This is a genomic window from Acidovorax sp. GW458-11-26-14-TSB4, assembly GCF_059423865.1.
Genome location: NZ_JBWKYR010000007.1, coordinates 183,754 through 205,029, shown reverse-complemented (window position 1 = coordinate 205,029; position 21,276 = coordinate 183,754). Strand labels below are relative to the sequence as shown.

Below are 21,276 nucleotides of genomic sequence, written 5' to 3'. Positions count from 1 at the left end.
GCTGTGGAAGGGTGGAGAGGAGATCGCCGCTGCGTTACACGGCGGTCCTCGGGTGTGTCAGTGGGCCTCGGCCGCTGCGTGCGCAGCCCCTCCCATGCCCAGGTAGGTGTCGATGATGCGGCGGTCGTTGAGCAGGTCCTGCGCGGCCCCGGTCAGCGCCACGGCGCCCATCTCGAGCACATAGGCCCGGTCGGCCACGCGCAGCGCGGCGCGCGCGTTCTGCTCCACCAGCAGCACCGACACGCCGTGCTGGCGCAGCGAGGAGACGACCTGCAGCACCTCGCGCACGATCAGCGGCGCCAGGCCCAACGAAGGCTCGTCGAGCATCAACAGGCGCGGACGCGCCATCAGCGCGCGGCCGATGGCCAGCATCTGGCGCTCGCCGCCCGAGAGCGTGGACGCCAGTTGCGCGCGGCGCTCGCGCAGGCGCGGAAAGATGCCGAAGACCTCTTCCATGCGCTGGGCCTGGTCGCGCTGGCCCTTGCGCCAGCGCGAGAAGCCGCCGAGCAGCAGGTTGTCTTCCACCGACATCTCGCCGAAGAGTTCGCGCTTTTCGGGCACCAGGGCCACACCGCGCGCCACCATGGCTTCCACGCTGGGACGGGCGATGCGCTCGCCGGCCAGGGTGATGGAACCGGTGGCAGGCAAGAGGCCCATGGCCGCGCACAGCAGCGTGGTCTTGCCGGCGCCGTTGGGGCCGATCACGGTGACGATCTCCCCCTCGTTCACGTCGAGGCGGACCTGGTGCACGGCCTCCACGGGGCCGTAGGACACGGACAGGTCCTGCAGTTGCAGCAAGGCGGTCATGCGGTGGCTCCTTCGGGTGCAGCGGCAGGCAGGTCGTCGTCGGCGCCGCCCAGGTAGGCGTCGAGCACGCGCTGGTTGCTCTGCACCTGTGCGGGTGTGCCCTCGGCGATCACGGTGCCGAACTCCAGCACGGTGATGCGGTCGGCCAGGTTCATCACGAATTCCATGTCGTGCTCCACCACCAGGATGCCCAGGCCCTCGGCGCGCAGCTGGCGCAGCAGGTCGGCCAGGGCCTTCTTCTCCAGGTGGCGCAGGCCGGCGGCCGGCTCGTCGAGCAGCAGGATGGCCGGCTGGCCGGCCAGGGCGCGCGCGATCTCCACGATGCGCTGCTGGCCCAGGGCCAGCGAGGCAGCGGGGGTGTCGGCATGCGCGCCCAGGCCGCAGCGCTCGATCTGGCGGCGGGCTTCGGCCAGCAGGGCGGCTTCTTCGGCGCGGTCCAGGCGCAGCATGGAGGCGATCCAGCCGCGGTGGGCGCGCTGGTGCGCGCCCAGGGCGACGTTCTCGACCACGCTGCGCTGGCCCAAGAGGCGCACATGCTGGAAGGTGCGCGCCATGCCCAGCCTGGCAAAGGCGCGCGAGGGGCGGCGCAGCATGGCCTGGTCCATCAGGCGCACCTCGCCCTCGGTCGCATCGTCCACGCCCGAGATCATGTTGAAGAAGGTGCTCTTGCCCGCGCCGTTGGGGCCGATCAGGGCATGCACCTCGCCGGCCTTCACGTCCATGGAGACGTTGTTGTTGGCGACCAGGCCGCCGAAGCGCTTGGTCACGTTGCGCGCCTGCAGCAGCACGGTGCCTGCCGCCGGCAGCATGCGCTGGACGAGCGGCGCCGCCTCGCGCACGGCGCGCGGCGCCTCGCGGCGCAGCCAGCGCTCGCCCAGGCGCTGCAGCGTGGGCCACAGGCCGTCGGCAAAGCGCTGCAGCACGAAGACCATGAGCAGGCCGAAGACGATGACCTCGAAGTTGCCGCTGGTGCCCAGCAGCGAGGGCAGTACGTCCTGCAGCTTCTCCTTGAGCAGGGCGATCAGCGTGGCGCCCAGCACCGCGCCCCAAAGGTGGCCGGCACCGCCGACCACGGCCATGAACAGGTACTCGATGCCGATGTTGAGGTTGAAGGGCGTTGGGCTGACGAAGCGCTGCAGGTGCGCATACAGCCAACCCGAAATGGCGGCGAGCAGGGCCGCCAGCACGAAGAGCTTGATGCGGTAGTGCGCCGTGTCCACGCCCATGGACTCGGCCATCACCCGCCCACCCTTGAGCGCGCGGATGGCGCGGCCCTCGCGCGAATCGAGCAGATTGTGCAGCAGCCACAGGGCCACCAGCAGCACGGCCCAGATCAGCACGCCGATGGCGCGCGGCGAGGCCAGCGAAAAGCCCGCCACCACCAGCGGTGGGATGCCGGTGATGCCGGTCTGCCCGCCCAGGAACTCCATGTTGCCGAACAGGTAGTACAGCGACAGGCCCCAGGCGATGGTGCACAGCGGCAGGTAGTGGCCCGAGAGCTTGAGCGTGACCGAGCCCAGGCCCCAGGCCACGGCGAAGGTGATCAGAAGGCCAAGCACCAGGCCCACCCAGGGCATGCCGGCCATGCCAACGATGCCCGAGAGCGCCTGAACCGAGGCCGGTGCGGTGCAGATCCAGGCCGTGGCGTAGGCGCCCACGCCCACGAAGGCGGCCTGGCCGAAGGAGGTCATGCCGCCCACGCCGGTGAGCATGACCAGGCCGGCCGCGACGATGGCATACAGGCCGATGTAGCTGAGCGTGACCACGGTGAAGTCGGGCAGCCAGCCCCAGCACAGGGCCAGCAGCGCCACCGCAGCGAGCGTGAGCTGGGTGCGCGTGGCGATGCCGCGCGAGGCGCCGGTGGCGGGCACGCCGGCAGCCGATTCGGTCTTGGTGGGCGCGCTCATTCCTCATCCTCCACATGGCGGCTGTTGAGCGAACGCCACCACAGCACGGGGACGATCAGGGTGAACACGAGAACCTCCTTGTAGGCACTGGCCCAGAACGATGCGAAGGCCTCCAGCTGGCCCACGATGAGCGCGCCGAGCAGCGCCATGGGGTAGCTGCCCAGGCCGCCGACGATGGCCGCGACGAAGCCCTTGAGGCCGATCAGGAACCCCGTGTCGTAGTACACGGTGGTGAGCGGGGCGATCAAGAGGCCCGAGACCGCGCCGATCAGCGCGGCCAGGGCAAAGCTCACGTCGCCCGAGAGTTCGGTGGGAATGCCCATGAGGCGCGCACCTACGCGGTTGAGGGCCGTGGCGCGCAGCGCCTTGCCCACCATGGAGCGGCCGAAGAACAAAAACAGCAGCATCACCAGCGCCAGCGTGACGCCCAGCACCACGAGCGACTGGCCCGAGATGGGGATGCCGCCAAGGTCGAAGCGCGCCTCGGAGAACGGCGGCGTGCGCTGCCCCTCGGCACCGAAGAACAACAGGCCCAGGCCCACGAGCACGCCATGCAGCGCCACCGAGACGATGAGCAGCATCAGCACCGTGGCATCGGCCAGCGGGCGGTAGGCCAGGCGGTACAGCAGCGGCCCCATGGGCGTGATCAGGATCAGCGTGGCGAGCGCCTGCATGCCCAGCGAAGTGGGGCGCAGGCCGATGATCAGCCCTGCGGCAATGAGCGGCAGCACCAGGCACCAGACCACGGTGGCGGGCCAGTTCACGGGGCTGCCGCGCTGGTAGCGCACGGCCTCCACCACCAGCACCACCACCGCCATGCCCAGCAGCAGCCACAGCGTGCCGGGAATGCGCCCGCCCTGCATCATGGCCATGGTCAGCGCCCCGAAGGCCACGAACTCGCCCTGGGGGATGAAGATCACCCGGGTCACGGAAAAAACCAGCACCAGCGCCAGCGCCATCAGTCCATAGATGGCGCCGTTGACAATGCCGTCCTGCCCCAAGAGCAGGGCGATCTGCAAATCCATATTCAGCTTTCTGTCTATTGAAGGCAGGCATGCCGCAGGGCTGCGCAGGCAGCGGGCGCTTCATGCGCCCGCCGCCCCCGCACCTGCGGCATCAGACCTCGCTGCGCTCGGTCAGGGCTGGTACTTCCAGGTGCCGTTTTCGATCTTGACCATCACGCGTGCGCGCTGGTCCAGGCCCAGGTGGTCGTTCTCGGACATGTTGAAGATGCCGTGCGCGCCGGGCACTTCCTTGATCTGCTCGAGCGCATCGCGCAGGGCCGTGCGGAATTCCACCGTGCCGGGCTTGGCCTTCTTCAGGGCCACGGGCACGGCGGCGGCCATCAGCACGCCCGAATCCCAGCCATGGGCGCCGAAGGTGGAGACGCTGTCCTTGCCGTTGGCGGCCTCGTAGGCGGTCACGTAGGCCATGGCGGATTTCTTCACGGGGTGCGAGGCGGGCAGCTGCGCGGCCACAAGCACGGGGCCGGATGGCAGGAAGGTGCCTTCCACATCCTTGCCGCCGACGCGCAGGAAGTCGGCATTGGCCACGCCGTGGGTCTGGTAGACCTTGCCCGTGAAACCGCGCTCCTTGAGCGCCTTCTGCGGCAGCGCGGCCGGCGTGCCGGAGCCGGCGATCAGCACCGCGTCGGGCTTGGCCGAGATCATCTTCAGCGTCTGGCCGGTCACCGAGGTGTCGGTGCGCGCGTAGCGCTCGTTGGCGACGATCTGGATCTTCTTGATGGCGGCGGCCTTGGTGAACTCCTGGTACCAGCCTTCGCCGTACGCGTCCGAGAAGCCGATGAAGGCCACGCTCTTGACGCCCGCATTGGCCATGTGGTCCACGATGGCCAGGGACATCATGATGTCGTTCTGCGGGGTCTTGAAGACCCACTTCTTCTTGGCGTCCATGGGCTCGACGATGCGCGCCGAGGCGGCCATGGAGATCATGGGCGTCTGGGCTTCGGCCACCACGTCGATCATGGCCAGCGAGTTGGGCGTGGTGCTCGAGCCCAGGATGATGTCGACCTTGCTTTCGCTGATGAGCTTGCGCGTGTTGCTCACGGCGGTGGTCGTGTCCGAGGCGTCGTCGAGCACGATGTAGTTGACCTTCTGGCCGCCGATGGTGCGCGGCATCAGGGCCACGGTGTTCTTCTCGGGAATGCCCAGCGAGGCGGCCGGGCCGGTGGCCGAGACCGTGACGCCGACGGTGATGTCGGCCAGGGCGGCGCCGCAGGCCATGGCGGCGGCAACGGCCACGAGCGCGAGGGGGGCAAAACGGGATTTCTTCATGCGGTTGTCTCCTGTGGAAAAGAAAGGATGGTGGTGCCAGCGCTGAGGAACCATTCAGCGCTGGTCCGGCTCTTGTCGGCCGGTATCGGGTATGCGGTAAAGCTGCGCCGCCATTGTCATGGACGCGCAGGCCTTTGGGCCAGTTCAATGGGCATTTGCACGGCAGGAAATCCACCAAAGAACAGATCCGCAACGATCGGAGCCATGGTCTCGTAGTCGAGTTCCCCGTCGGGCCGGAGCCAGGTGAACATCCAGTTGATCATGCCGAACAGCAGCATGGTCAGGGCCTTGGTCAGGCCGGCCGCATCGGTGTCGGGGCGCAGTTGCGCCAGCGCCTGGGCGAACACGGCCACCACGGCGCGCTCCTTGCCCAGAATGCGTTCGCTGTCTTCGGGCTGCAGGAAGCGCACGTCCTCGGTCAGCACCCGGTGGGCGTGCTGGGCCTCGGCGTATTCCTCGACGAAGCGGTGGATCAGCTCGCGCAGCCGGGCCTCGGGTGCGAGCTGCTGGCCCTCGACCTCCTCCACCAGCGCCTGCAGGCGCGAGACATGGCCATCGGCAATGTGCACGAGCAGGTTGTATTTGTCGCGAAAGTAGTGGTAGAGCGTGGGCTTGGACAGGCCGCAGGCCTCGGCCACCTCGTTCATCGACGTCGCGGGATAGCCCCGGCGCGCGAACAGTTCGGCGGCATGGCGCAGGATCATCTCGCGCTGGTCGTCGTAGCCGGGGGATCGTCCTCGGGCCATGGATGGAATTCCTTTGTTGCATGCAGAAGTGAAGGGCCGCCATCTTGCCGCATGCCGGCGCGCCGAAGGCACACACGCGCTGCTTTTCCCACGGAACAGAATGCCGTGTACAGCGGTGGATGCCTGGGTCGCTTGCATCAGCGCTCGTCGAAGGACAGCACCACGTGCTCGGACAGCGGCCGGCACTGGCAGGTGAGCACGAAGCCGGCAGCCACCTCGTTCTTGTCGAGCGCGAAGTTGCGCTCCATGCGCACCTCGCCCTCCACGCACTTGGCACGGCAGGTGCCGCACACGCCCGAGGTGCACGAGAACGGCACCTCCAGCCCGGCGGCCGATGCGGCATCGAGGATGCTGGCCTGCTCGCCCGAGAACGGGAACTCGCGCCGCAGGCCATCGCGCACGATGGCGATGCGGGAGGCCTTGGCGTCGCCCGGCAGCGCCTCGTGCACCACCGCGCCCACCTGCCCGCCGGCCGGCAAGGCCACGCCGAAGCGCTCCACGTGGATGCGCTCGGCCGGCACGCCGCCGGCCAGCAGCGCGGCCTCGGCCTCGTCGTTCATCTGGAAGGGGCCGCAGATGAAGGCCTCGTCGATCTTCTGCGCGGGGATCAGCGCACCCAGGAATTCGGCCAGCTTCTCGCGGTTGACGAAGCCCATGTTCAGCGGTGCGTCGGTCTGCTCGGCCGAGAACACGTGGTGCAGCACCAGGCGCGTGAGGTAGCGGTTCTTGAGGTCTTCGATCTCCTCCTTGAACATGGTGGACTGCAGCGTGCGGTTGCCGTAGATCAGCGTGAAGCGGCTACCGGGCTCGCGCGCGAGCACCGTCTTCATGATGGACAGGATGGGCGTGATGCCGCTGCCGCCCGCGATGCCCAGGTAGTGGCGCTGCGCCTGGGGCTTGATGGGCACGAAGAAGCGGCCCTGCGGCGCCATGACCTGCAGGGTATCGCCCACCCGCAGCTGCGCATTGATCCAGTTGGAGAACACACCGCCGTTGACCTTGCGCACACCCACGCGCAGCTCGGCGTCGTCCACGCCGGCGCAGATGGAGTACGAGCGGCGCAGGTCCTGGCCGCCGATGTCGGTGCGCAGGGTGAGGTACTGGCCCTGGGTGAAGCCGAAGACCTCGCGCAGCTCGGGCGGCACGTCGAAGGAGACGATCACGGCCTCGGCTGTATCGGGCTCGATGGCGCGCACGCGCAGGGGATGGAAGATGACGCTCATGTCGGTGTCTTGTTGTGGGCGGCCGTCACAGCGGCTTGAAATGTTCGAACGGCTCGCGGCAGGCCATGCAGCGGTACAGCGCCTTGCAGGCCGTGGAGCCGAAGGCCGAGAGCCGCTCGGTCTGCAGGCTGCCGCAGCGCGGGCAGGCCAGGGCCGGTGCGGCCGCAGCGCGCGGCATGAAGCGCAGCGGCACCTCGGTGCCCGGCGGCAGCGGGCCGGGCGGCGCGATGCCGTAGGCCAGCAGGCGGGCACGGCCGCGCTCGGTGATCCACTCGGTGGTCCAGGCCGGGGCGCGCTGCAAGGTGGCGTGGGCCGGGCCCAGGCCGGCGGCCTCGATGGCGGCGAGCACGTCGTGCTCGATGGCCTCGGTGGCCGGGCAGCCTGAGTAGGTGGGGGTGAGCACGATCTCCAGGCCATCGCCCGCCAGGCGCACGTCGCGCACGATGCCCAGGTCGCACACGGAGACCGCGGGCACCTCGGGGTCGGGCACGCCGTCGAGCACCGCCCACGCGCGGGCGATGCGCGCGTCGGCAGTTTCAGCGGGAGCCATGGCCTCGGCCATCATCACCACACCCCACCTGGGAAACTGCGCTGCAGGTACTGCATCTCGGTCAGGATGAAGCCCATGTGCTCGCTGTGCACGCCCTGCTTGCCGGTACTGAGGAAGGCCGACTCCTTGGGCGTGGCCAGGCTGGCCGCAGCCAGGATCTGCGCCATCTCGCCGCTCCAGGCGTCCTGGAGGTCGGCCCAGCGAGGGCCCAGGCCGGTGGCGTGGGCGGCTTCGTCCACCGCATCGGCGGCGAACAGCTCGGGCGTGTAGCGCCACAGGGCCTTCAAGGCCGCTTCGGTGCGGCGCCGCGATTCGGCCGTGCCGTCACCCAGGCGCACGACCCAGTCGGCCGCGTGCTGCTGGTGGTAGCGCGCTTCCTTGACGGCCTTGCCCGCGATGGCGGCCAGCTCCGTGTCGCTGGAGCTGAGCAGGCGTTCCCACAGCTGCTTGAGCAGGGTGGCCACCATGGCGTTGCGCACCATGGTGAAGGCGAAGTCGCCGCGCGGCAGCTCCACCAGGGTCACATTGCGGTAGTCGCGCTCATCGCGCAGAAAGGCCAATTGGTCCTCGTCGTGGCCGCGGCCTTCGAGCTGGCCGGCGCGGGTGAGCACGGCGCGCGCCTGGCCCACGAGGTCGAGCGCCATGTTGGACAGGGCGATGTCTTCTTCGAGAACGGGGCCGTGGCCGCACCATTCACCCAGGCGCTGGGCCAGGATGAGGCAGGTGTCGCCGATGCGCAGCAGGTACTGCACGCCTGCGTCCTGGCTGATGGAGATGCTGGTGGCTTGCATGGCGGCGGCGCTCACATGTGGTCCACGGACTCGGGCAGCACGTAGAAGGTGGGGTGGCGGTAGACCTTGTCCTGCGCGGGGTCGAAGTACATGGACTTTTCGCCAGGGTCGCTCGCCACGATCTGGTCGGAGCGCACGACCCAGACGCTGGTGCCTTCCTGGCGGCGGGTGTAGACGTCGCGCGCCAGCTGGATGGCCATGCGCGGATCGGCCGCGTGCAGGCTGCCGCAGTGCTTGTGGTCCAGGCCGGCCTTGCTGCGCACGAAGACTTCCCACAGCGGCCATTCGGTGGCCATCGCGGGATCGGCGGCGGGGGTGGAGGGAGAGGATGGGGTCGTCATGGGGAAATCTCGGATCTCAAGGAAATCAGGCGGCGGCGCGCACCGGGGCGTGCTTGGCGGCATGGGCCAGGGCGGCTTCGCGCACCCAGGCGCCGTCTTCCCAGGCCTTGACGCGGGCGCCCAGGCGCTCTTCGTTGCACGGGCCGTCGCCACCGATCACGCGCCAGAACTCGGCCCAGTCGATGGCGCCGTAGTCGTGCGCCTGGCGCTCCTCGTTCCACTTCAAATCAGGGTCGGGCAGGGTCACGCCGAGCACGCGGGCCTGCTCGACCGTGGCGTCGATGAACTTCTGGCGCAGCGTGTCGTTGGAGACGCGCTTGATGCCCCAGCGCATGGACTGCGCGGAATTGGGCGACTGGTCGTCGGGCGGGCCGAACATCATGATGGAAGGCCACCACCAGCGGTTGACCGCGTCCTGCACCATGGCGCGCTGGGCATCGGTGCCCTGCTGCATCATGGTGAGCAGCGCGTCGTAGCCCTGGCGCTGGTGGAAGCTCTCTTCGCGGCAGATGCGCACCATGGCGCGCGCGTAGGGCGCGTACGAGCAGCGGCAGATCGGCACCTGGTTCATGATGGCCGCGCCATCGACCAGCCAGCCGATGGTGCCCATGTCGGCCCAGGTCAGCGTGGGGTAGTTGAAGATGGAGCTGTACTTGGCGCGCCCGGTGTGCAGCGCGTCCAGCATCTGGTCGCGCGAGGTGCCCAGGGTCTCGGCCGCGGCGTACAGGTACAGGCCGTGGCCGCCCTCATCCTGCACCTTGGCCAGCAGGATGGCCTTGCGCTTGAGCGTGGGCGCGCGCGTGATCCAGTTGCCCTCGGGCAGCATGCCGACGATCTCCGAGTGCGCGTGCTGGCTGATCTGGCGCAGCAGGGTCTTGCGGTAGTGCTCGGGCATCCAATCCTTGGCCTCGATGAATTCGCCCGCGTCGATGCGCGCGTCGAAGGCCTCCTGGCGCTGCATCTCCTCTGCGCTGCGCAGGGCCTTGCCGTCGCCGGCTTCCTTGCCCATGGTGTCCATGGCCTGGGTGTACATGGTTTACTTCCTTTCGTGCGGGTGTGCGCGGCTTCAGCGCGCGCGCTGGTCGATCACGCGGCGGGCCTTGCCCACCAGCGTGCGTTCGATGGAGTCGGTGGCCAGCACTTCGACCTGGCAGGTGATGCCCACCAGGGTCTTGATGCGGTGCTGCACCCAGCCGGTGAGTTCGTGGCGCTCGCCGTCGGCCACGCCGGGCTGCAGCTCGCAGCGCACGGTCACCTGGTCGAGGTTGCCGTCGCGCGCCACCAGGATCTGGTACTGGCCCGAGAGCTTCTGGTTCTGCAGCACGATCTCTTCGATCTGCGTGGGGAACACGTTGACGCCGCGGATGATGAGCATGTCGTCCGAGCGGCCCACGATCTTGCCCATGCGGCGGAAGGCGCGCGAGGTGGGCGGCAGCAGGCGCGTGAGGTCGCGCGTGCGGTAGCGGATGATGGGCAGCGCCTCCTTGCTCAGCGAGGTGAAGACGAGTTCGCCCTCCTCGCCGTCAGGCAGGACCTCGCCCGTCTCGGGGTCGATGATCTCGGGGTAGAAATGGTCTTCCCAGACCACCGGGCCGTCCTTGCTCTCGATGCACTCGCTGGCCACGCCCGGGCCCATCACTTCGGACAGGCCATAGATGTCCACCGCGTCGATGCCGGCCTTGGTCTCGATCTCGCGGCGCATGGCCTCGGTCCAGGGCTCGGCCCCGAAGATGCCGACCTGGAGCGAGCTCTCGCGCGGGTCCATTCCCTGGCGCACGAACTCCTCGTTGATGACCTGCATGTACGACGGCGTCACCATGATGATGCTGGGCCCGAAGTCGCGGATCAGCTGCACCTGCTTTTCGGTCTGGCCGCCGGACATGGGAATCACCGTGCAACCCGCGCGCTCGGCACCGTAGTGCGCGCCCAGGCCGCCCGTGAACAGGCCGTAGCCGTAGGCCACGTGGATCAGATCGCCCGCGCGGCCGCCGGCCGCGCGGATGGAGCGCGCCACCAGGTCGGCCCAGGTGTCGATGTCCTTGAGGGTGTAGCCTACCACCGTGGGCTTGCCCGTGGTGCCCGAGGAGGCGTGGATGCGCGCCACCTTTTCGCGCGGCACGGCGAACATGCCGAAGGGGTAGTTGTCGCGCAGGTCCTTCTTGACCGTGAAGGGGAACTTCGAGAGATCGGACAGCTGTTTCAGGTCTCCCGGATGTACGCCCTTGGCGTCGAAGGCCTTCTTGTAATGCGGCACGTTGTCGTAGGCGTGCTGCAGCGTCCAGCGCAGGCGCTGCAGCTGCAGAGCCTGGACCTCGTCGCGGCTGGCGGTTTCGATGGGCTCCAGGTCGCCTGGGGCGGGGTGGCGCACGGCCATGGATGTCTCCTGTAATGGTGTGTGGGGTCAGCGGCCGGCGTCATCGGCAAGCGGCACGGTGTGCTTGCCCTTCATGCAGTACGAGCGACCGCGGAACACGGCGATGGCCTCGCCGCGCTGGTTGTGCACGTTCACGTCGTACACGCCGGTGCGGCCGGCAAGCGAGACCTCGGTGGCCACGGCGGTGAGGCGGTCGCCCTCGCGCGCAGGCGCCAGGAAGTCGATGGACAGGCCGGAGGCCACGGTCATGTCGTTGCGCGCATTGCACGAGAAGGCGAACGCCGAATCGGCCAGCGTGGTGATGAAGCCGCCGTGGCAGATGTCGAAGCCGTTGAGCATGTCGGCGCGCACGGTCATCTCGAGCGTGGCCTGCCCTGGTGCGATGGCGGTGATGGCGATGCCCAGGCCCTGCGTGGCGCGGTCGTTGGCGAGCATGCCGGTGCGCACGTGCTCGGCGATGGCCTGGGGGTCCATGGAAGCGATGGTGGAGTCCATTGGGATGCGGGGTTCAGCGGTCTTTGAACACGGGGGGGCGCTTGCCGATGAAGGCTTCGACTCCCTCGCGGTAGTCGGCCGATGCACCCAGCGTGCGCTGCACCGCGGCCTCCTGGGCCAGGGCCTGGCCATAGTCCATCTGTGCGGCGGCGTCCATGGCCGTGCGCGTGGCGACGAGTGCCTTGACGGGCATGGCGGCCAGGCGCTGGGCCAGGGCCTGGGCTTCGTCCTGCAGGGCGGCGTCGTCCACGCAGCGCCAGATCAAGCCCAGGCGATCGGCGTCGGCTGCGGGCAGCTTGTCGCCCAGCAGCGCCAGGCCCAGGGCCTGGGCGCGGCCCACCAGGCGCGGCAGCAGCCAGGTGCCGCCGGTGTCGGGCACCAGGCCGATCTTGGTGAAGGCCTGGATGAAGCTGGCCGAGCGCGCGGCCAGCACCAGGTCGCACGAGAGCGCCAGGTTGGCACCCGCGCCTGCGGCGACGCCATTGACGGCGGCCAGCACCGGGATGGGCATGCTGCGGATGCGCAGGCACAGGGGGCCGTAGAGCTTGTCGATCACGCCGCCCAGGTCCTTGGGTGCGGCGCCGGGCGTGAGGTCGGGCGCCACGGCCGGGTCGGCCAGGTCCTGGCCCGCGCAGAAGGCCCGGCCCGTGCCTGTGAGTACCACGCAGCGCACCTCGGCGTTGGCGGCGGCGGCTTCGAGCGCGGCCAGCAGCTGGGCATGCAACTCGGCCGTGAAGCTGTTGAGCGCTGCGGGCCGGTTGAGCGCCAGCGTTTGCACGGCGCCCGACTGCGTCACAAGGACCAGGGGTTCAGACATGGATGCTCCTGCCTATCGAGGTGGGGGAAACCTGTTTTGATTGATCGCAAACATTATTGACCGACCGTTCGGTAGAGAATAAACTTTCCCGAATCCTGATGCAAGTCAAACCCATCAGGGCAAACCCTAGCGGAGACAAATTGATGACCCTGTTCGCAACCCACCGTGCCCTCCTGGAGGGAGCCCTCGACGCCCTGGCCACCCGTGGCCACTGGACGCCCTTCCCCGAATCGCCGTCGCCCAAGGTCTATGGCGAGACCGGACAGGCCGACGGCCAGGCGGCCGTGAATGCCCTCTTGGGCAAGGACTTTGCGCTGCAGCAGCCCGGCGAGCAGGGCCGGCTGGCGACCGAGCGCTCGCCCTATGGCGTGGCGCTGGATGTGCGCTACCCCGACTGCGATGTGCAGGCCCTGGTGGAAGCCGCCCAGGCGGCCGAGCCCGCCTGGCAGGCACTGGGCGCACAGGGCCGCGTGGGCGTGCTGCTGGAGGCGCTCATGCGCATCCACCGCCGCAGCCACGAGATCGCGCACGCCGTGATGCTGACGACCGGCCAGGGCCCGATGATGGCGTTCCAGGCCGGCGGCCCGCACGCGCAGGACCGCGCGCTCGAAGCCATCGCCTACGCCTGGAAAGCCATGGCCGACGTGCCCGGTGAAGCGCTGTGGGACAAACCCCAGGGCAAGAACCCCGCGCTGGTGATGCGCAAGCACTACGAGATCGTGGGCCGCGGCATCGCGCTGGTGGTGGGCTGCGCCACCTTCCCCACCTGGAACACCTACCCCGGCCTGTTCGCCGCGCTGGCCACGGGCAACCCGGTCATCGTCAAACCCCACCCCAACGCCGTGCTGCCGGCCGCGATCTCGGTGAACATCCTGCGCGAGGTGCTGGCCGAGCAGGGGCTGGACCCGAACACCGTGACCCTGGCGCTGAGCCCCCGCCCCGAGAGCACGCAGGCCCTGGCCACGCACAGCGCGGTGGCCAGCATCGACTTCACGGGCAGCAATCAGTTCGGCCGCTGGCTCATCGACAACGCCCGCCAGGCGCGCGTGTATGCCGAGATGGCCGGCGTGAACACGGTGATCATCGAATCCACCGACCAGTACGCGGCGCTGATGCGCAACCTGGCATTCACGCTTTCGCTGTACAGCGGCCAGATGTGCACCACCACGCAGAACATCCTGGTGCCGCGCGACGGCATTGCCACCGACGAAGGGCACAAGAGCTTCGAGCAGGTGGGCGCGGACCTCGCCGCCGCGGTGACCGAGCTGGCCTCAAACCCGCGCGTGGCCACCTCGGTGCTGGGCGCCGTGGGCTCACCCGAGACCGTGGCGCGCATGCAGCAGGCCGCGGGCAAGGGCCGCCTGGTGCTCGCATCCCGCGCCCTTCCCCACCCCGAGTTCGCCAACGCGCAGATCCACACGCCCGTGATCGTGGCGCTGGAGCAGGCCGACAGCGCCATCTATGGCGAGGAATGCTTCGGCCCCGTGTCCTACCTGGTGGCGACCGATTCGGCCGCCGCCAGCCTGCAGGTGGCCGAGGCCACGCTGCGCGCGCACGGCGCGCTGACGCTGGGCGTGTATTCCACCGACCGCGCCTACATCGACGCCGCCATCACCCTGGGCCGGCGCACGCGCGTGGCCCTGTCCATCAACCTCACGCAGGGCGTGTTCGTGAACCAGTCGGCCTCGTTCTCGGACTACCACGCCACGGGTGGCAACCCGGCCGCCAATGCCAGCTACACCAACCTGGCCTTCGTGGCCGACCGCTTCGTGATCGTGCAGCGGCGCGAGCACGTGGCTGCGCCGGCTGCACAGTAGAGCGGACTATCGCTGTGGCATGTCCTTGGTTGAATAACCAAGGCTTACCGTGGCGTCTTCGGGGATGGCCGGCATGGTGGCGTTCCACGCCTCCCATGCCGCGCGCATGGACGCCAGGCGCTCCGGGTCCACCTGGGCGCGGTTGGCGCGTTCGCGCTCGTCGTCGGCCAGATTGAAAAGGTAGTCGTTGCCGCCCACGCGCAGGTACTTCCACTCGCCCAGGCGCATGGCGCGCTGGCCGCGGTGGTTCATGCGCCAGAACAGGGGGCGCTCGCACTCCCACTCCGCATTGCGCAGCAGCGGCATCAGCGAGACACCGTCCAGCGGGTAGTCCACATCAGCCTGCACACCCGCCGCGTCGAGCATGGTGGCGGACCAGTCCATGGTCATGCAACTGTGCGCGCTTTCGCCGCCCGGGGCGATCACCGCGGGCCAGTGGGCGATCCACGGCACGCGGATGCCGCCCTCGGTCAGGTCCATCTTGCCGCCCACCAGGGGCCAGTTGTCCGAGAAGCGCTCGCCGCCGTTGTCGCTGGTAAAGACCACCAGCGTGTCGCGGTCCACGCCGTGGCGGGCAAGCGCCTCCATGATGCGGCCGATGCCTTCGTCCATGTGGTGGATCATGCGGCGGTAGGTCTCGATGTTGCCGCCGTGCAGATGGAACAGGTTGTTCTTCACCTCCTCGGCCAGGGCCGCATCGTCGCGCGTCTCCCAGGGCCAGTGGGGAGCCGTGTAGTGCAGGCTCAGGAAGAAGGGCGTGCCGGCCTGGGCGCCGGGGGCCATGCGCTCCACGAAGTCGAGCGCATGCTCGGTGATCAGGTCGGTGAGGTAGCCGTCCTCCTGCTTTTCGGCCTCTCCCAGGTACAGGTCGTGGTGGCCGGCGGAACTGCAGTGCGTGAAGTAGTCCACCCCGCCCGACATGGGGCCGAAAAACTCCTCGTAGCCCGACTGCAGCGGCCCGAAGGCCGGCGGGTAGCCCAGGTGCCATTTGCCCATGAGCGCCGTGCGGTAGCCGCCGGCGCGCAGCAGCGAGGGCAGCGTGGGGTGCGAGGGCGGCAGGCCCAGCGTGCTGCTGCCCCGGCTCTTGCTGTTGATGGGTTCTTCGGCCGCGCCGCGCAGGCGGTACTGGTAGCGCGCCGTCATCAGCCCGAAGCGGGTGGGCGAGCACACGGGCGAGTTCGAATAGCCCTGGGTGAGCTTGAGGCCCTGCGCGGCCAGGCCGTCGAGCACGGGTGAGACCGGGCCGAAGGCGGCCTCGCGCCCGCCGTAGCAGCCCAGGTCGGCGTAGCCCAGGTCGTCGGCGACGATGAAGATGATGTTGGGGCGTGGATGGCTCATCGAAGGCACCTCAGGGTTTGAAGCCCGAACGCTGCACCACGGGCGCCCACTGGGCGCGGTAGGCCTTGAGCATGGCCTCGGTCTGGGCCATGGTGGCGGCCACGGGCTCCATCTTGGCGGCCTCGAACTTGCGGCGGGTGTCGGGGTCCTTCATCACTTCATGGATCAGGCCGGCCAGGCGCTCGGCCTGGGCCTTGGGCATGCTCATGGGCGCGAAGAAGGTGTTCCAGCCCGTGGCGGCCAGGTCCAGGCCGCCTTCCTTGAAGGTGGGGATCTTGGCATCGAGCGGGCTGCGCCTGGCGCCGGACACGGCGAGGATGCGGATCTTGCCCGCCTCGTGCTGGGGCAGCAGGGTGTCGAAGGTGTCAAAGGCCACGGGCACCTGGCCGCCGATCAGGTCGTTGAGCAGCGGGGCCGAGCCGCGGTAGCCGACCACCTCGGCGTTGACCTTGGCGGCATCGCCGACCATGAGGCCGAAAAAGTGCGGCAGGCTGCCCGTGGCGGGCACGCCGAAGTTGGCCTTGTCGGGGTTGGCGCGCAGCCAGGCGATCAGGTGGGGCAGTTCGCGCACCGGCACAGCGGCGGAGACGGCCACGCCGAACTCGTAGCTGTTGACGTGGCTCACGGGGCGGAAGTCGCGCTCGGCGTCATAGCCGGCGTCAGGGAACACCAGCGGCGCGACCAGCATCACGGCCGGGTTGGCCAGCAGCAGCGCGGGCTGGTTGGCCGGGGCGCTCTTGACGGCCTGGGCCGAGAGGCGGCCGCCGGCGCCGGTGCGGTTTTCCACGATCACGGGCGAGCCGAGCTTGGCCTGCAGCTTGTCGGCCACGATGCGGGCCACGCGGTCGCTGGAACCGCCGGGCGCATAGCCGACGATGATGCGCAGCGGGGCTTCCTGGGCCTGGGCCAGCGTGGCCGAGAGCGCCAGCACGGCGGTGATCACGGCGGCGAGGGGTTTCCACATGGCAATGCTCCCGAATGGATGAAGGAATGAATGGATATCGATAGAAGGAATGGCGCACTGTAGAAGGGCCACAATCGATTGATCTAAACAATCCTTGCCCGTGTTTACCCTGATGCCCGCACCCGACGATGACCCGCTGCGGCTGGCCGACCCCGAGGCCGCCCGGCACCTTCTGATGTACCGGCTCAACCGCCTGCTGGCCGTGGCCGGCAGCCTGGTGGTGCGGCTGTGCGAGGGCGGCTACGGCATCACCCGGCGCGAATGGGGCCTTCTGATGTGGCTGGCCGAGCGCCCCGGCATGCCCCCGGCCGAGCTGGCCGAGCGCCTGGGGCTGGACCGGGCGCGCACCTCGCGCGCAGTCACCTCGCTGCTGGGCAAGAAGCTCATCACGCGCGAGGCCATGCCCGGGGACCGGCGCCAGGTGCAGCTCATGCTCACCCCGGCTGGCCAAGTTGTGCACGACGCCCTGTTCCCGCAGATCAAGGCGCTCAACCAGGCCCTGCTGACCGGGCTGGATGCCCAGGCGCTCGACACGCTGGACGCCAGCCTGGCCCACATGCAGCGCCAGGCCGAGGCGCTGGTGGCCACCCGCACCGACGTGCCGCGCACCTACCGGCTGCGCGGCGGGCGCCACCCGGAGTAGCAGCCACCCCACACGCCATTGGCCGCCGTACAGGAAAAACGGACTTTGGCGTACCGCAAGCTGGCCGGTGCCGCTATCCTGTGGCGGCAGGGCGCTGTGCGCGCCCTTTCTTCCCATCGACACGATACGCCCCCACGCCACCCATGTCCTCAGCCAACTCGCTCTGGAGCCCTTTGCGCCAACCTGCATTCCGGGGCCTGTGGATCTGCGGCGGGGTGTTCTTCATCGGCAGCGGCATGCAGACCATGGCGGCCGCCTGGCTGATGGTGGAGCTGTCGGGTTCGTCCTTCCTCGCCGCCCTGGTGCAGACGGCCGTGTTCATGCCCATGTTTTTGCTGGCGCTGCCGGCCGGTGTGCTGGCCGACACCACGGACCGGCGCCGGCTCATCTCCGGGGCGTTGATCGCGCAGATCGCCGCCTGCAGCCTGCTCGCGCTGCTGGTGCTGCTGGGCAAGGGCGGGCCGGCCTCGGTGCTGTTCCTGGTGTTCGTGTGCGGCTGCTGCACGGCGGTGCTCACGCCGGCCTGGAACTCCTCGGTCATCGACCCGGTGCCGCGCGACGAATGGCCGCAGGCCATCACCGCGGTGAGCATCGCCTACAACGCGGCGCGTGCCGTGGGCCCCACCTTGGCCGGGCTGGTGTTCGCGCAACTTGGGGCGGGCTGGGTGTTCGCCATCGCGGCGGTCACCACCCTGGTGATGTGGGAGTCCATCCGCCGCTGGCCGCCGCGCCCGCATGCGCCCACCCGGCTGCCGGCCGAGCGCCTGTGGGGAGGCACCCTGAGCGGGCTGCGCTTTGCCTGGCATTCGCACATGATCCTGGCGCAGCTGGTGCGGGTGACGGCCTTCAGCGCCGCCGGCTCGGCCCTGTGGGCGCTGCTGCCGGTGATCGCCCAGCGCCAGCTGGGCGCGGGGGCCCAGGGTTTCGGCCTGCTCATGGGCTGCCTGGGCACGGGCGCCGTGGCCGTGGGCCTGGTCATCGGCAAGCTGCGCGCGCGCTTCGGGCTGGAGGTCATCGTCAACGTGGCCTGCGTGGTATTCGCGGGCGCCATGCTGGTGGCCGCTTTCTCGCACAACGCCATCGTGGTCTACCTGGCGATGATGCTCGGCGGCGCGGCCTGGATGTCGGCCATGTCCACCTTCAACACCGCCACGCAGGCCAGCGCGCCGCCCTGGGTGCGCTCGCGCGCGGTGGCCATGCACATGGTGACCGCGCTGGGCGCTTTCGCCATGGGTTCGGCCATCTGGGGTGCGGCCTCGGACATCGTGGGACTGGCGCCGACCCTGGTGGCCGCAGCTGCCTGCATGGGGGTCGGCCTGCTGCTCGCGCGCCCCATGCCGCTGCGCATGGGTGCCCTGCATGAGGTGACCCAGGCCACGCCCTGGGACGAGCTGTTCATCGAGGCCGAGCCCCTGCCCGAGGCCGGCCCGGTGGCCGTGGAGGTGAGCTACCGCATCGCAGAAGGCTCGGATACCGCCTTCCTGGACACCATCAGCCGCATGAAGGCGCCGCGCCGGCGCGATGGCGCGACCTTCTGGCGCGTGTACAAGGACCTGGGCGACCCCACACGCTATGTGGAGCGCTTCATCGTCGAGTCCTGGGCCGACTACCTGCACCAGCGCGCGCGTGCCACCATGGCCGACCAGGCGCTGGAGACCGAGGTGCGCGCCTTCCTGGCGCCCGGCGAGGTGGTGCGCATGTCGCATTACATTGCGGAGCGCTGACCGCATACGGATGCCGGCGCCGGCAGGATGCGCCGGTCGGGGACAATGCCCGGCAACCCGGCAGGTAGCCCCTGGCCGCTTTTTTTTCCAACCTTCTCTGTGAATCACCTTGCCATGAACCTCTACGATGCCCTGCCCAAGGAGTCCCTGAACACCGTCGGACTCCATGAGGACCTGGAACAGTTCAAACAGGTCGGCCGCATTGTCAAGGAGCAGTTGCTCGCCCATTGCGCACTCGCACCCGAGAGCGCGGTACTGGACATCGGCAGCGGCATCGGCCGCATTGCCATTGCCCTGACCGAGGTGCTGTCCAGCCAGGGGTTGTACCGCGGGTTCGACATCACCCCCGATGCCATCGCCTGGTGCGAACGCGAGATCACGTCCCGCCATCCGCAGTTCCAGTTCGCGCTGTCGGACGTGTTCAACAGCTCCTACAACCCCGGTGGGCAACTGAAGCCTGAAAGCTATGCGTTCCCCTACGAAGAGGGTGTTTTCGACGTGGCCATCGCCACCTCCGTGTTCACCCACCTGCCCTACCGGGAAATGCGCAACTATGTGCAAGAGATGCACCGCGTGCTCAAGCCGGGCGGCAAGGTGCTGGCCACCTTCTTCCTGCTGGATGCCACCGCGCGCGAGCACATTGCAAGGGGCCAATCGACGCTGAACTTCGTCCACGCCCTGGAGGGATGCCAGGTCATCGACCCGGCGGTCCCCGAAAAGGCCGTGGCCTTCGACCATGCCGAGATGCTGGCTATCCTGCAGCAACAGGGCTTGCACGTAGAACGCCTGCAGCTGGGAGGCTGGTCCGGCCGGGCCATCGAGGGGCCAGACTTTTACCAGGACCTGTTCATCCTGACCAAGGCCTGAGCAGCAAGCCCCTCCGGATGGGCCCGTCGCAGCCCTGCGACAATCGGGGCATGAGCTTCGCCCCCCTCTCCAACGACACCTTCCTGCGCGCCTGCCGCCGCCAGGCCACCGACTACACGCCCCTGTGGCTGATGCGCCAGGCGGGCCGCTACCTGCCCGAATACAAGGCCACGCGCGCAAAGGCCGGCAGCTTCATGGGCCTGGCCACCAATGTGGACTATGCGACCGAGGTCACGCTACAGCCCCTGGAACGGTTTCCGCTGGACGCGGCCATCCTGTTTTCCGACATCCTCACCGTGCCCGACGCCATGGGCCTGGGCCTGTCGTTCGCCGAGGGCGAGGGCCCGCGCTTTGCCAGGGTCGTCCGCGATGAAGCTGCGGTGGCCGAACTGGCCGTGCCCGACATGGACAAGCTGCGCTACGTGTTCGACGCCGTGGCCAGCATCCGCAAGGCATTGAATGGCCGGGTGCCGCTGATCGGCTTTTCGGGCAGCCCCTGGACGCTGGCCTGCTACATGGTCGAAGGCAAGGGCAGCGACGACTACCGCCTGGTCAAGAGCCTCATGTATGCGCGCCCGGACCTGATGCACCGCATCCTGACGACCAATGCCGACGCCGTGGCCGCCTACCTGAACGCCCAGATCGATGCGGGCGCCCAGGCGGTGATGGTTTTCGACAGCTGGGGCGGCGTGCTGGCCGACGGCGCCTTCCAGGAATTCAGCCTGGCCTACACGGCCCGGGTGCTGGCGCAGCTCAAGCGCACCGGCGTGGATGGCAGCGATGTGCCGCGCCTGGTCTTCACCAAGGGCGGTGCCCTGTGGCTGGAAGACATGAAGCCGCTGGACTGCGAGGTGCTGGGCCTGGACTGGACGGCCAACCTGGGCCGTGCCCGCGCCCTCGTGGGCGGTGCGGCCGGCGGCCCGGGCAAGGCCCTGCAAGGCAACATCGACCCGAATGTGCTGTTTGCACCGCCCGAGCAGATCGCCACCCAGGCGCGCCGCGTGCTGGACAGCTTTGGCACGCCGCACACCGACCACAGCACCACCGGGCCCACGCACATCTTCAACCTGGGCCATGGCATCAGCCAGTTCACCCCGCCCGAGCATGTGGCGGCGCTGGTGGAAACCGTGCACAGCCATTCGCGTGCGCTTCGCCAGAAGGGCTGACCAAGAACGTGTTTACGATCTTTTCGAGGCCGAAAAGATCGTAAACACGTTCTAAGACCCGGGGCGCTGAAAATCGCCTGGGTTGTGCACACAAACGGTGCATCGTTAAAAAATCCAAAAGAGCCGTCTTCGCGACGGCTCTTTTTTTGCGCGAACGCGCAAGTGCTTGATTCATATGGCCATCCCGCAGTTGCCCTTTTGCTGGGCAACACACCCAAAAGCACGAATTGGCGGGGCCCGGCGGCCGGCATGGTGTGGATATCAACAAAGTTATCCACAGAAATGCTGGGTTTGTGAAAAATCCGTGACAAATCAACCACTTGCAGCCTGAACTACAGAAAATGCTGGACGTCGTCCTACACCACGGGATCGAAACGGCGGCAACGCGCCCCTTGACGAACCAGGCCCACTG

At 68.7% G+C, this 21,276-nt stretch carries 20 protein-coding genes; 5 read left to right on the top strand and 15 right to left on the bottom strand.

Features of this window, described 5'->3' with window-relative positions; translation table 11 throughout:
* Window positions 1-57: 57 nt before the first annotated feature.
* The 13 genes from AC07X5_RS16925 to AC07X5_RS16865 all read right to left on the bottom strand — a co-directional run bounded on the left by AC07X5_RS16925 (window position 58) and on the right by AC07X5_RS16865 (window position 12,345).
* Complete coding sequence (locus tag AC07X5_RS16925; RefSeq protein WP_494771102.1) at window positions 58-807, bottom strand: ABC transporter ATP-binding protein; 750 nt, start codon at window positions 805-807, stop codon at window positions 58-60.
* The gene (locus AC07X5_RS16920; protein WP_494771101.1) at window positions 804-2,714 is read right to left on the bottom strand and encodes a branched-chain amino acid ABC transporter ATP-binding protein/permease; all 1,911 of its coding nucleotides are present in this window, start codon (window positions 2,712-2,714) and stop codon (window positions 804-806) included. Before AC07X5_RS16920 ends, AC07X5_RS16925 begins: the two co-directional genes overlap by 4 nt.
* Complete coding sequence (locus tag AC07X5_RS16915) at window positions 2,711-3,739, bottom strand: branched-chain amino acid ABC transporter permease (protein ID WP_494771100.1); 1,029 nt, start codon at window positions 3,737-3,739, stop codon at window positions 2,711-2,713. Before AC07X5_RS16915 ends, AC07X5_RS16920 begins: the two co-directional genes overlap by 4 nt.
* Before the next feature lie 111 nt (window positions 3,740-3,850).
* On the bottom strand, window positions 3,851-5,008 hold the full coding sequence (locus AC07X5_RS16910) for an ABC transporter substrate-binding protein (protein ID WP_409957300.1): 1,158 nt from the start codon (window positions 5,006-5,008) through the stop codon (window positions 3,851-3,853).
* 116 nt (window positions 5,009-5,124) lie between these two features.
* Window positions 5,125-5,754, bottom strand: a complete 630-nt coding sequence (locus AC07X5_RS16905; protein WP_409957301.1) for a TetR/AcrR family transcriptional regulator — start codon at window positions 5,752-5,754, stop codon at window positions 5,125-5,127.
* Between the two features lie 137 nt (window positions 5,755-5,891).
* Complete coding sequence (gene paaE / locus AC07X5_RS16900; RefSeq protein WP_494771099.1) at window positions 5,892-6,977, bottom strand: 1,2-phenylacetyl-CoA epoxidase subunit PaaE; 1,086 nt, start codon at window positions 6,975-6,977, stop codon at window positions 5,892-5,894.
* A 25-nt stretch (window positions 6,978-7,002) separates the two neighbouring features.
* On the bottom strand, window positions 7,003-7,527 hold the full coding sequence (gene paaD / locus AC07X5_RS16895) for a 1,2-phenylacetyl-CoA epoxidase subunit PaaD (RefSeq protein ID WP_409957305.1): 525 nt from the start codon (window positions 7,525-7,527) through the stop codon (window positions 7,003-7,005).
* Window positions 7,528-7,541: 14 nt separating this feature from the next.
* A complete protein-coding gene (gene paaC, locus AC07X5_RS16890) occupies window positions 7,542-8,318 on the bottom strand; it encodes a 1,2-phenylacetyl-CoA epoxidase subunit PaaC (protein WP_494771098.1) in 777 nt (258 codons plus the stop codon).
* Between the two features lie 11 nt (window positions 8,319-8,329).
* Window positions 8,330-8,659 carry a 1,2-phenylacetyl-CoA epoxidase subunit PaaB gene (gene paaB, locus AC07X5_RS16885; RefSeq protein WP_186457925.1) on the bottom strand — a complete coding sequence of 110 codons (330 nt, stop codon included), beginning with the start codon at window positions 8,657-8,659 and terminating at the stop codon, window positions 8,330-8,332.
* A 25-nt stretch (window positions 8,660-8,684) separates the two neighbouring features.
* The gene (paaA, locus tag AC07X5_RS16880; RefSeq protein WP_494771097.1) at window positions 8,685-9,692 is read right to left on the bottom strand and encodes a 1,2-phenylacetyl-CoA epoxidase subunit PaaA; all 1,008 of its coding nucleotides are present in this window, start codon (window positions 9,690-9,692) and stop codon (window positions 8,685-8,687) included.
* A 33-nt stretch (window positions 9,693-9,725) separates the two neighbouring features.
* The gene (paaK, locus tag AC07X5_RS16875; RefSeq protein ID WP_494771096.1) at window positions 9,726-11,033 is read right to left on the bottom strand and encodes a phenylacetate--CoA ligase PaaK; all 1,308 of its coding nucleotides are present in this window, start codon (window positions 11,031-11,033) and stop codon (window positions 9,726-9,728) included.
* 27 nt (window positions 11,034-11,060) lie between these two features.
* Window positions 11,061-11,528 carry a hydroxyphenylacetyl-CoA thioesterase PaaI gene (gene paaI, locus AC07X5_RS16870; protein WP_409957313.1) on the bottom strand — a complete coding sequence of 156 codons (468 nt, stop codon included), beginning with the start codon at window positions 11,526-11,528 and terminating at the stop codon, window positions 11,061-11,063.
* 13 nt (window positions 11,529-11,541) lie between these two features.
* Window positions 11,542-12,345 carry an enoyl-CoA hydratase-related protein gene (locus tag AC07X5_RS16865; RefSeq protein WP_494771095.1) on the bottom strand — a complete coding sequence of 268 codons (804 nt, stop codon included), beginning with the start codon at window positions 12,343-12,345 and terminating at the stop codon, window positions 11,542-11,544.
* Window positions 12,346-12,488: 143 nt separating this feature from the next.
* On the opposite strand from AC07X5_RS16865, the gene paaN reads away from it, so the two are divergent.
* Window positions 12,489-14,162 (top strand): phenylacetic acid degradation protein PaaN, encoded by a 1,674-nt coding sequence (paaN, locus tag AC07X5_RS16860; RefSeq protein ID WP_494771094.1) that lies wholly within the window; start codon window positions 12,489-12,491, stop codon window positions 14,160-14,162.
* 6 nt (window positions 14,163-14,168) lie between these two features.
* On the opposite strand, the gene AC07X5_RS16855 is transcribed toward paaN, so the two are convergent.
* Window positions 14,169-15,500 carry a sulfatase family protein gene (locus AC07X5_RS16855; protein WP_494771093.1) on the bottom strand — a complete coding sequence of 444 codons (1,332 nt, stop codon included), beginning with the start codon at window positions 15,498-15,500 and terminating at the stop codon, window positions 14,169-14,171.
* 10 nt (window positions 15,501-15,510) lie between these two features.
* Window positions 15,511-16,464 carry a tripartite tricarboxylate transporter substrate-binding protein gene (locus tag AC07X5_RS16850; protein WP_494771092.1) on the bottom strand — a complete coding sequence of 318 codons (954 nt, stop codon included), beginning with the start codon at window positions 16,462-16,464 and terminating at the stop codon, window positions 15,511-15,513.
* A gap of 100 nt (window positions 16,465-16,564) precedes the next feature.
* Here AC07X5_RS16850 and AC07X5_RS16845 point away from each other — a divergent pair, with 100 nt between their 5' ends.
* From AC07X5_RS16845 to hemE, 4 genes are all read left to right on the top strand, one after another.
* Window positions 16,565-17,107: a MarR family winged helix-turn-helix transcriptional regulator gene (locus tag AC07X5_RS16845; protein WP_409957362.1), complete on the top strand. Its 543-nt coding sequence runs from the start codon at window positions 16,565-16,567 to the stop codon at window positions 17,105-17,107.
* 143 nt (window positions 17,108-17,250) lie between these two features.
* Entirely contained in the window at window positions 17,251-18,831 is a 1,581-nt protein-coding gene (locus AC07X5_RS16840; RefSeq protein WP_494771091.1) for an MFS transporter, read from the top strand.
* Window positions 18,832-18,945: 114 nt separating this feature from the next.
* Window positions 18,946-19,698 carry a class I SAM-dependent methyltransferase gene (locus AC07X5_RS16835; protein ID WP_494771090.1) on the top strand — a complete coding sequence of 251 codons (753 nt, stop codon included), beginning with the start codon at window positions 18,946-18,948 and terminating at the stop codon, window positions 19,696-19,698.
* Between the two features lie 50 nt (window positions 19,699-19,748).
* Window positions 19,749-20,864, top strand: coding sequence for a uroporphyrinogen decarboxylase (gene hemE / locus AC07X5_RS16830; protein ID WP_494771089.1), 1,116 nt, complete (start codon window positions 19,749-19,751; stop codon window positions 20,862-20,864).
* The last annotated feature ends 412 nt before the right edge of the window (window positions 20,865-21,276 follow it).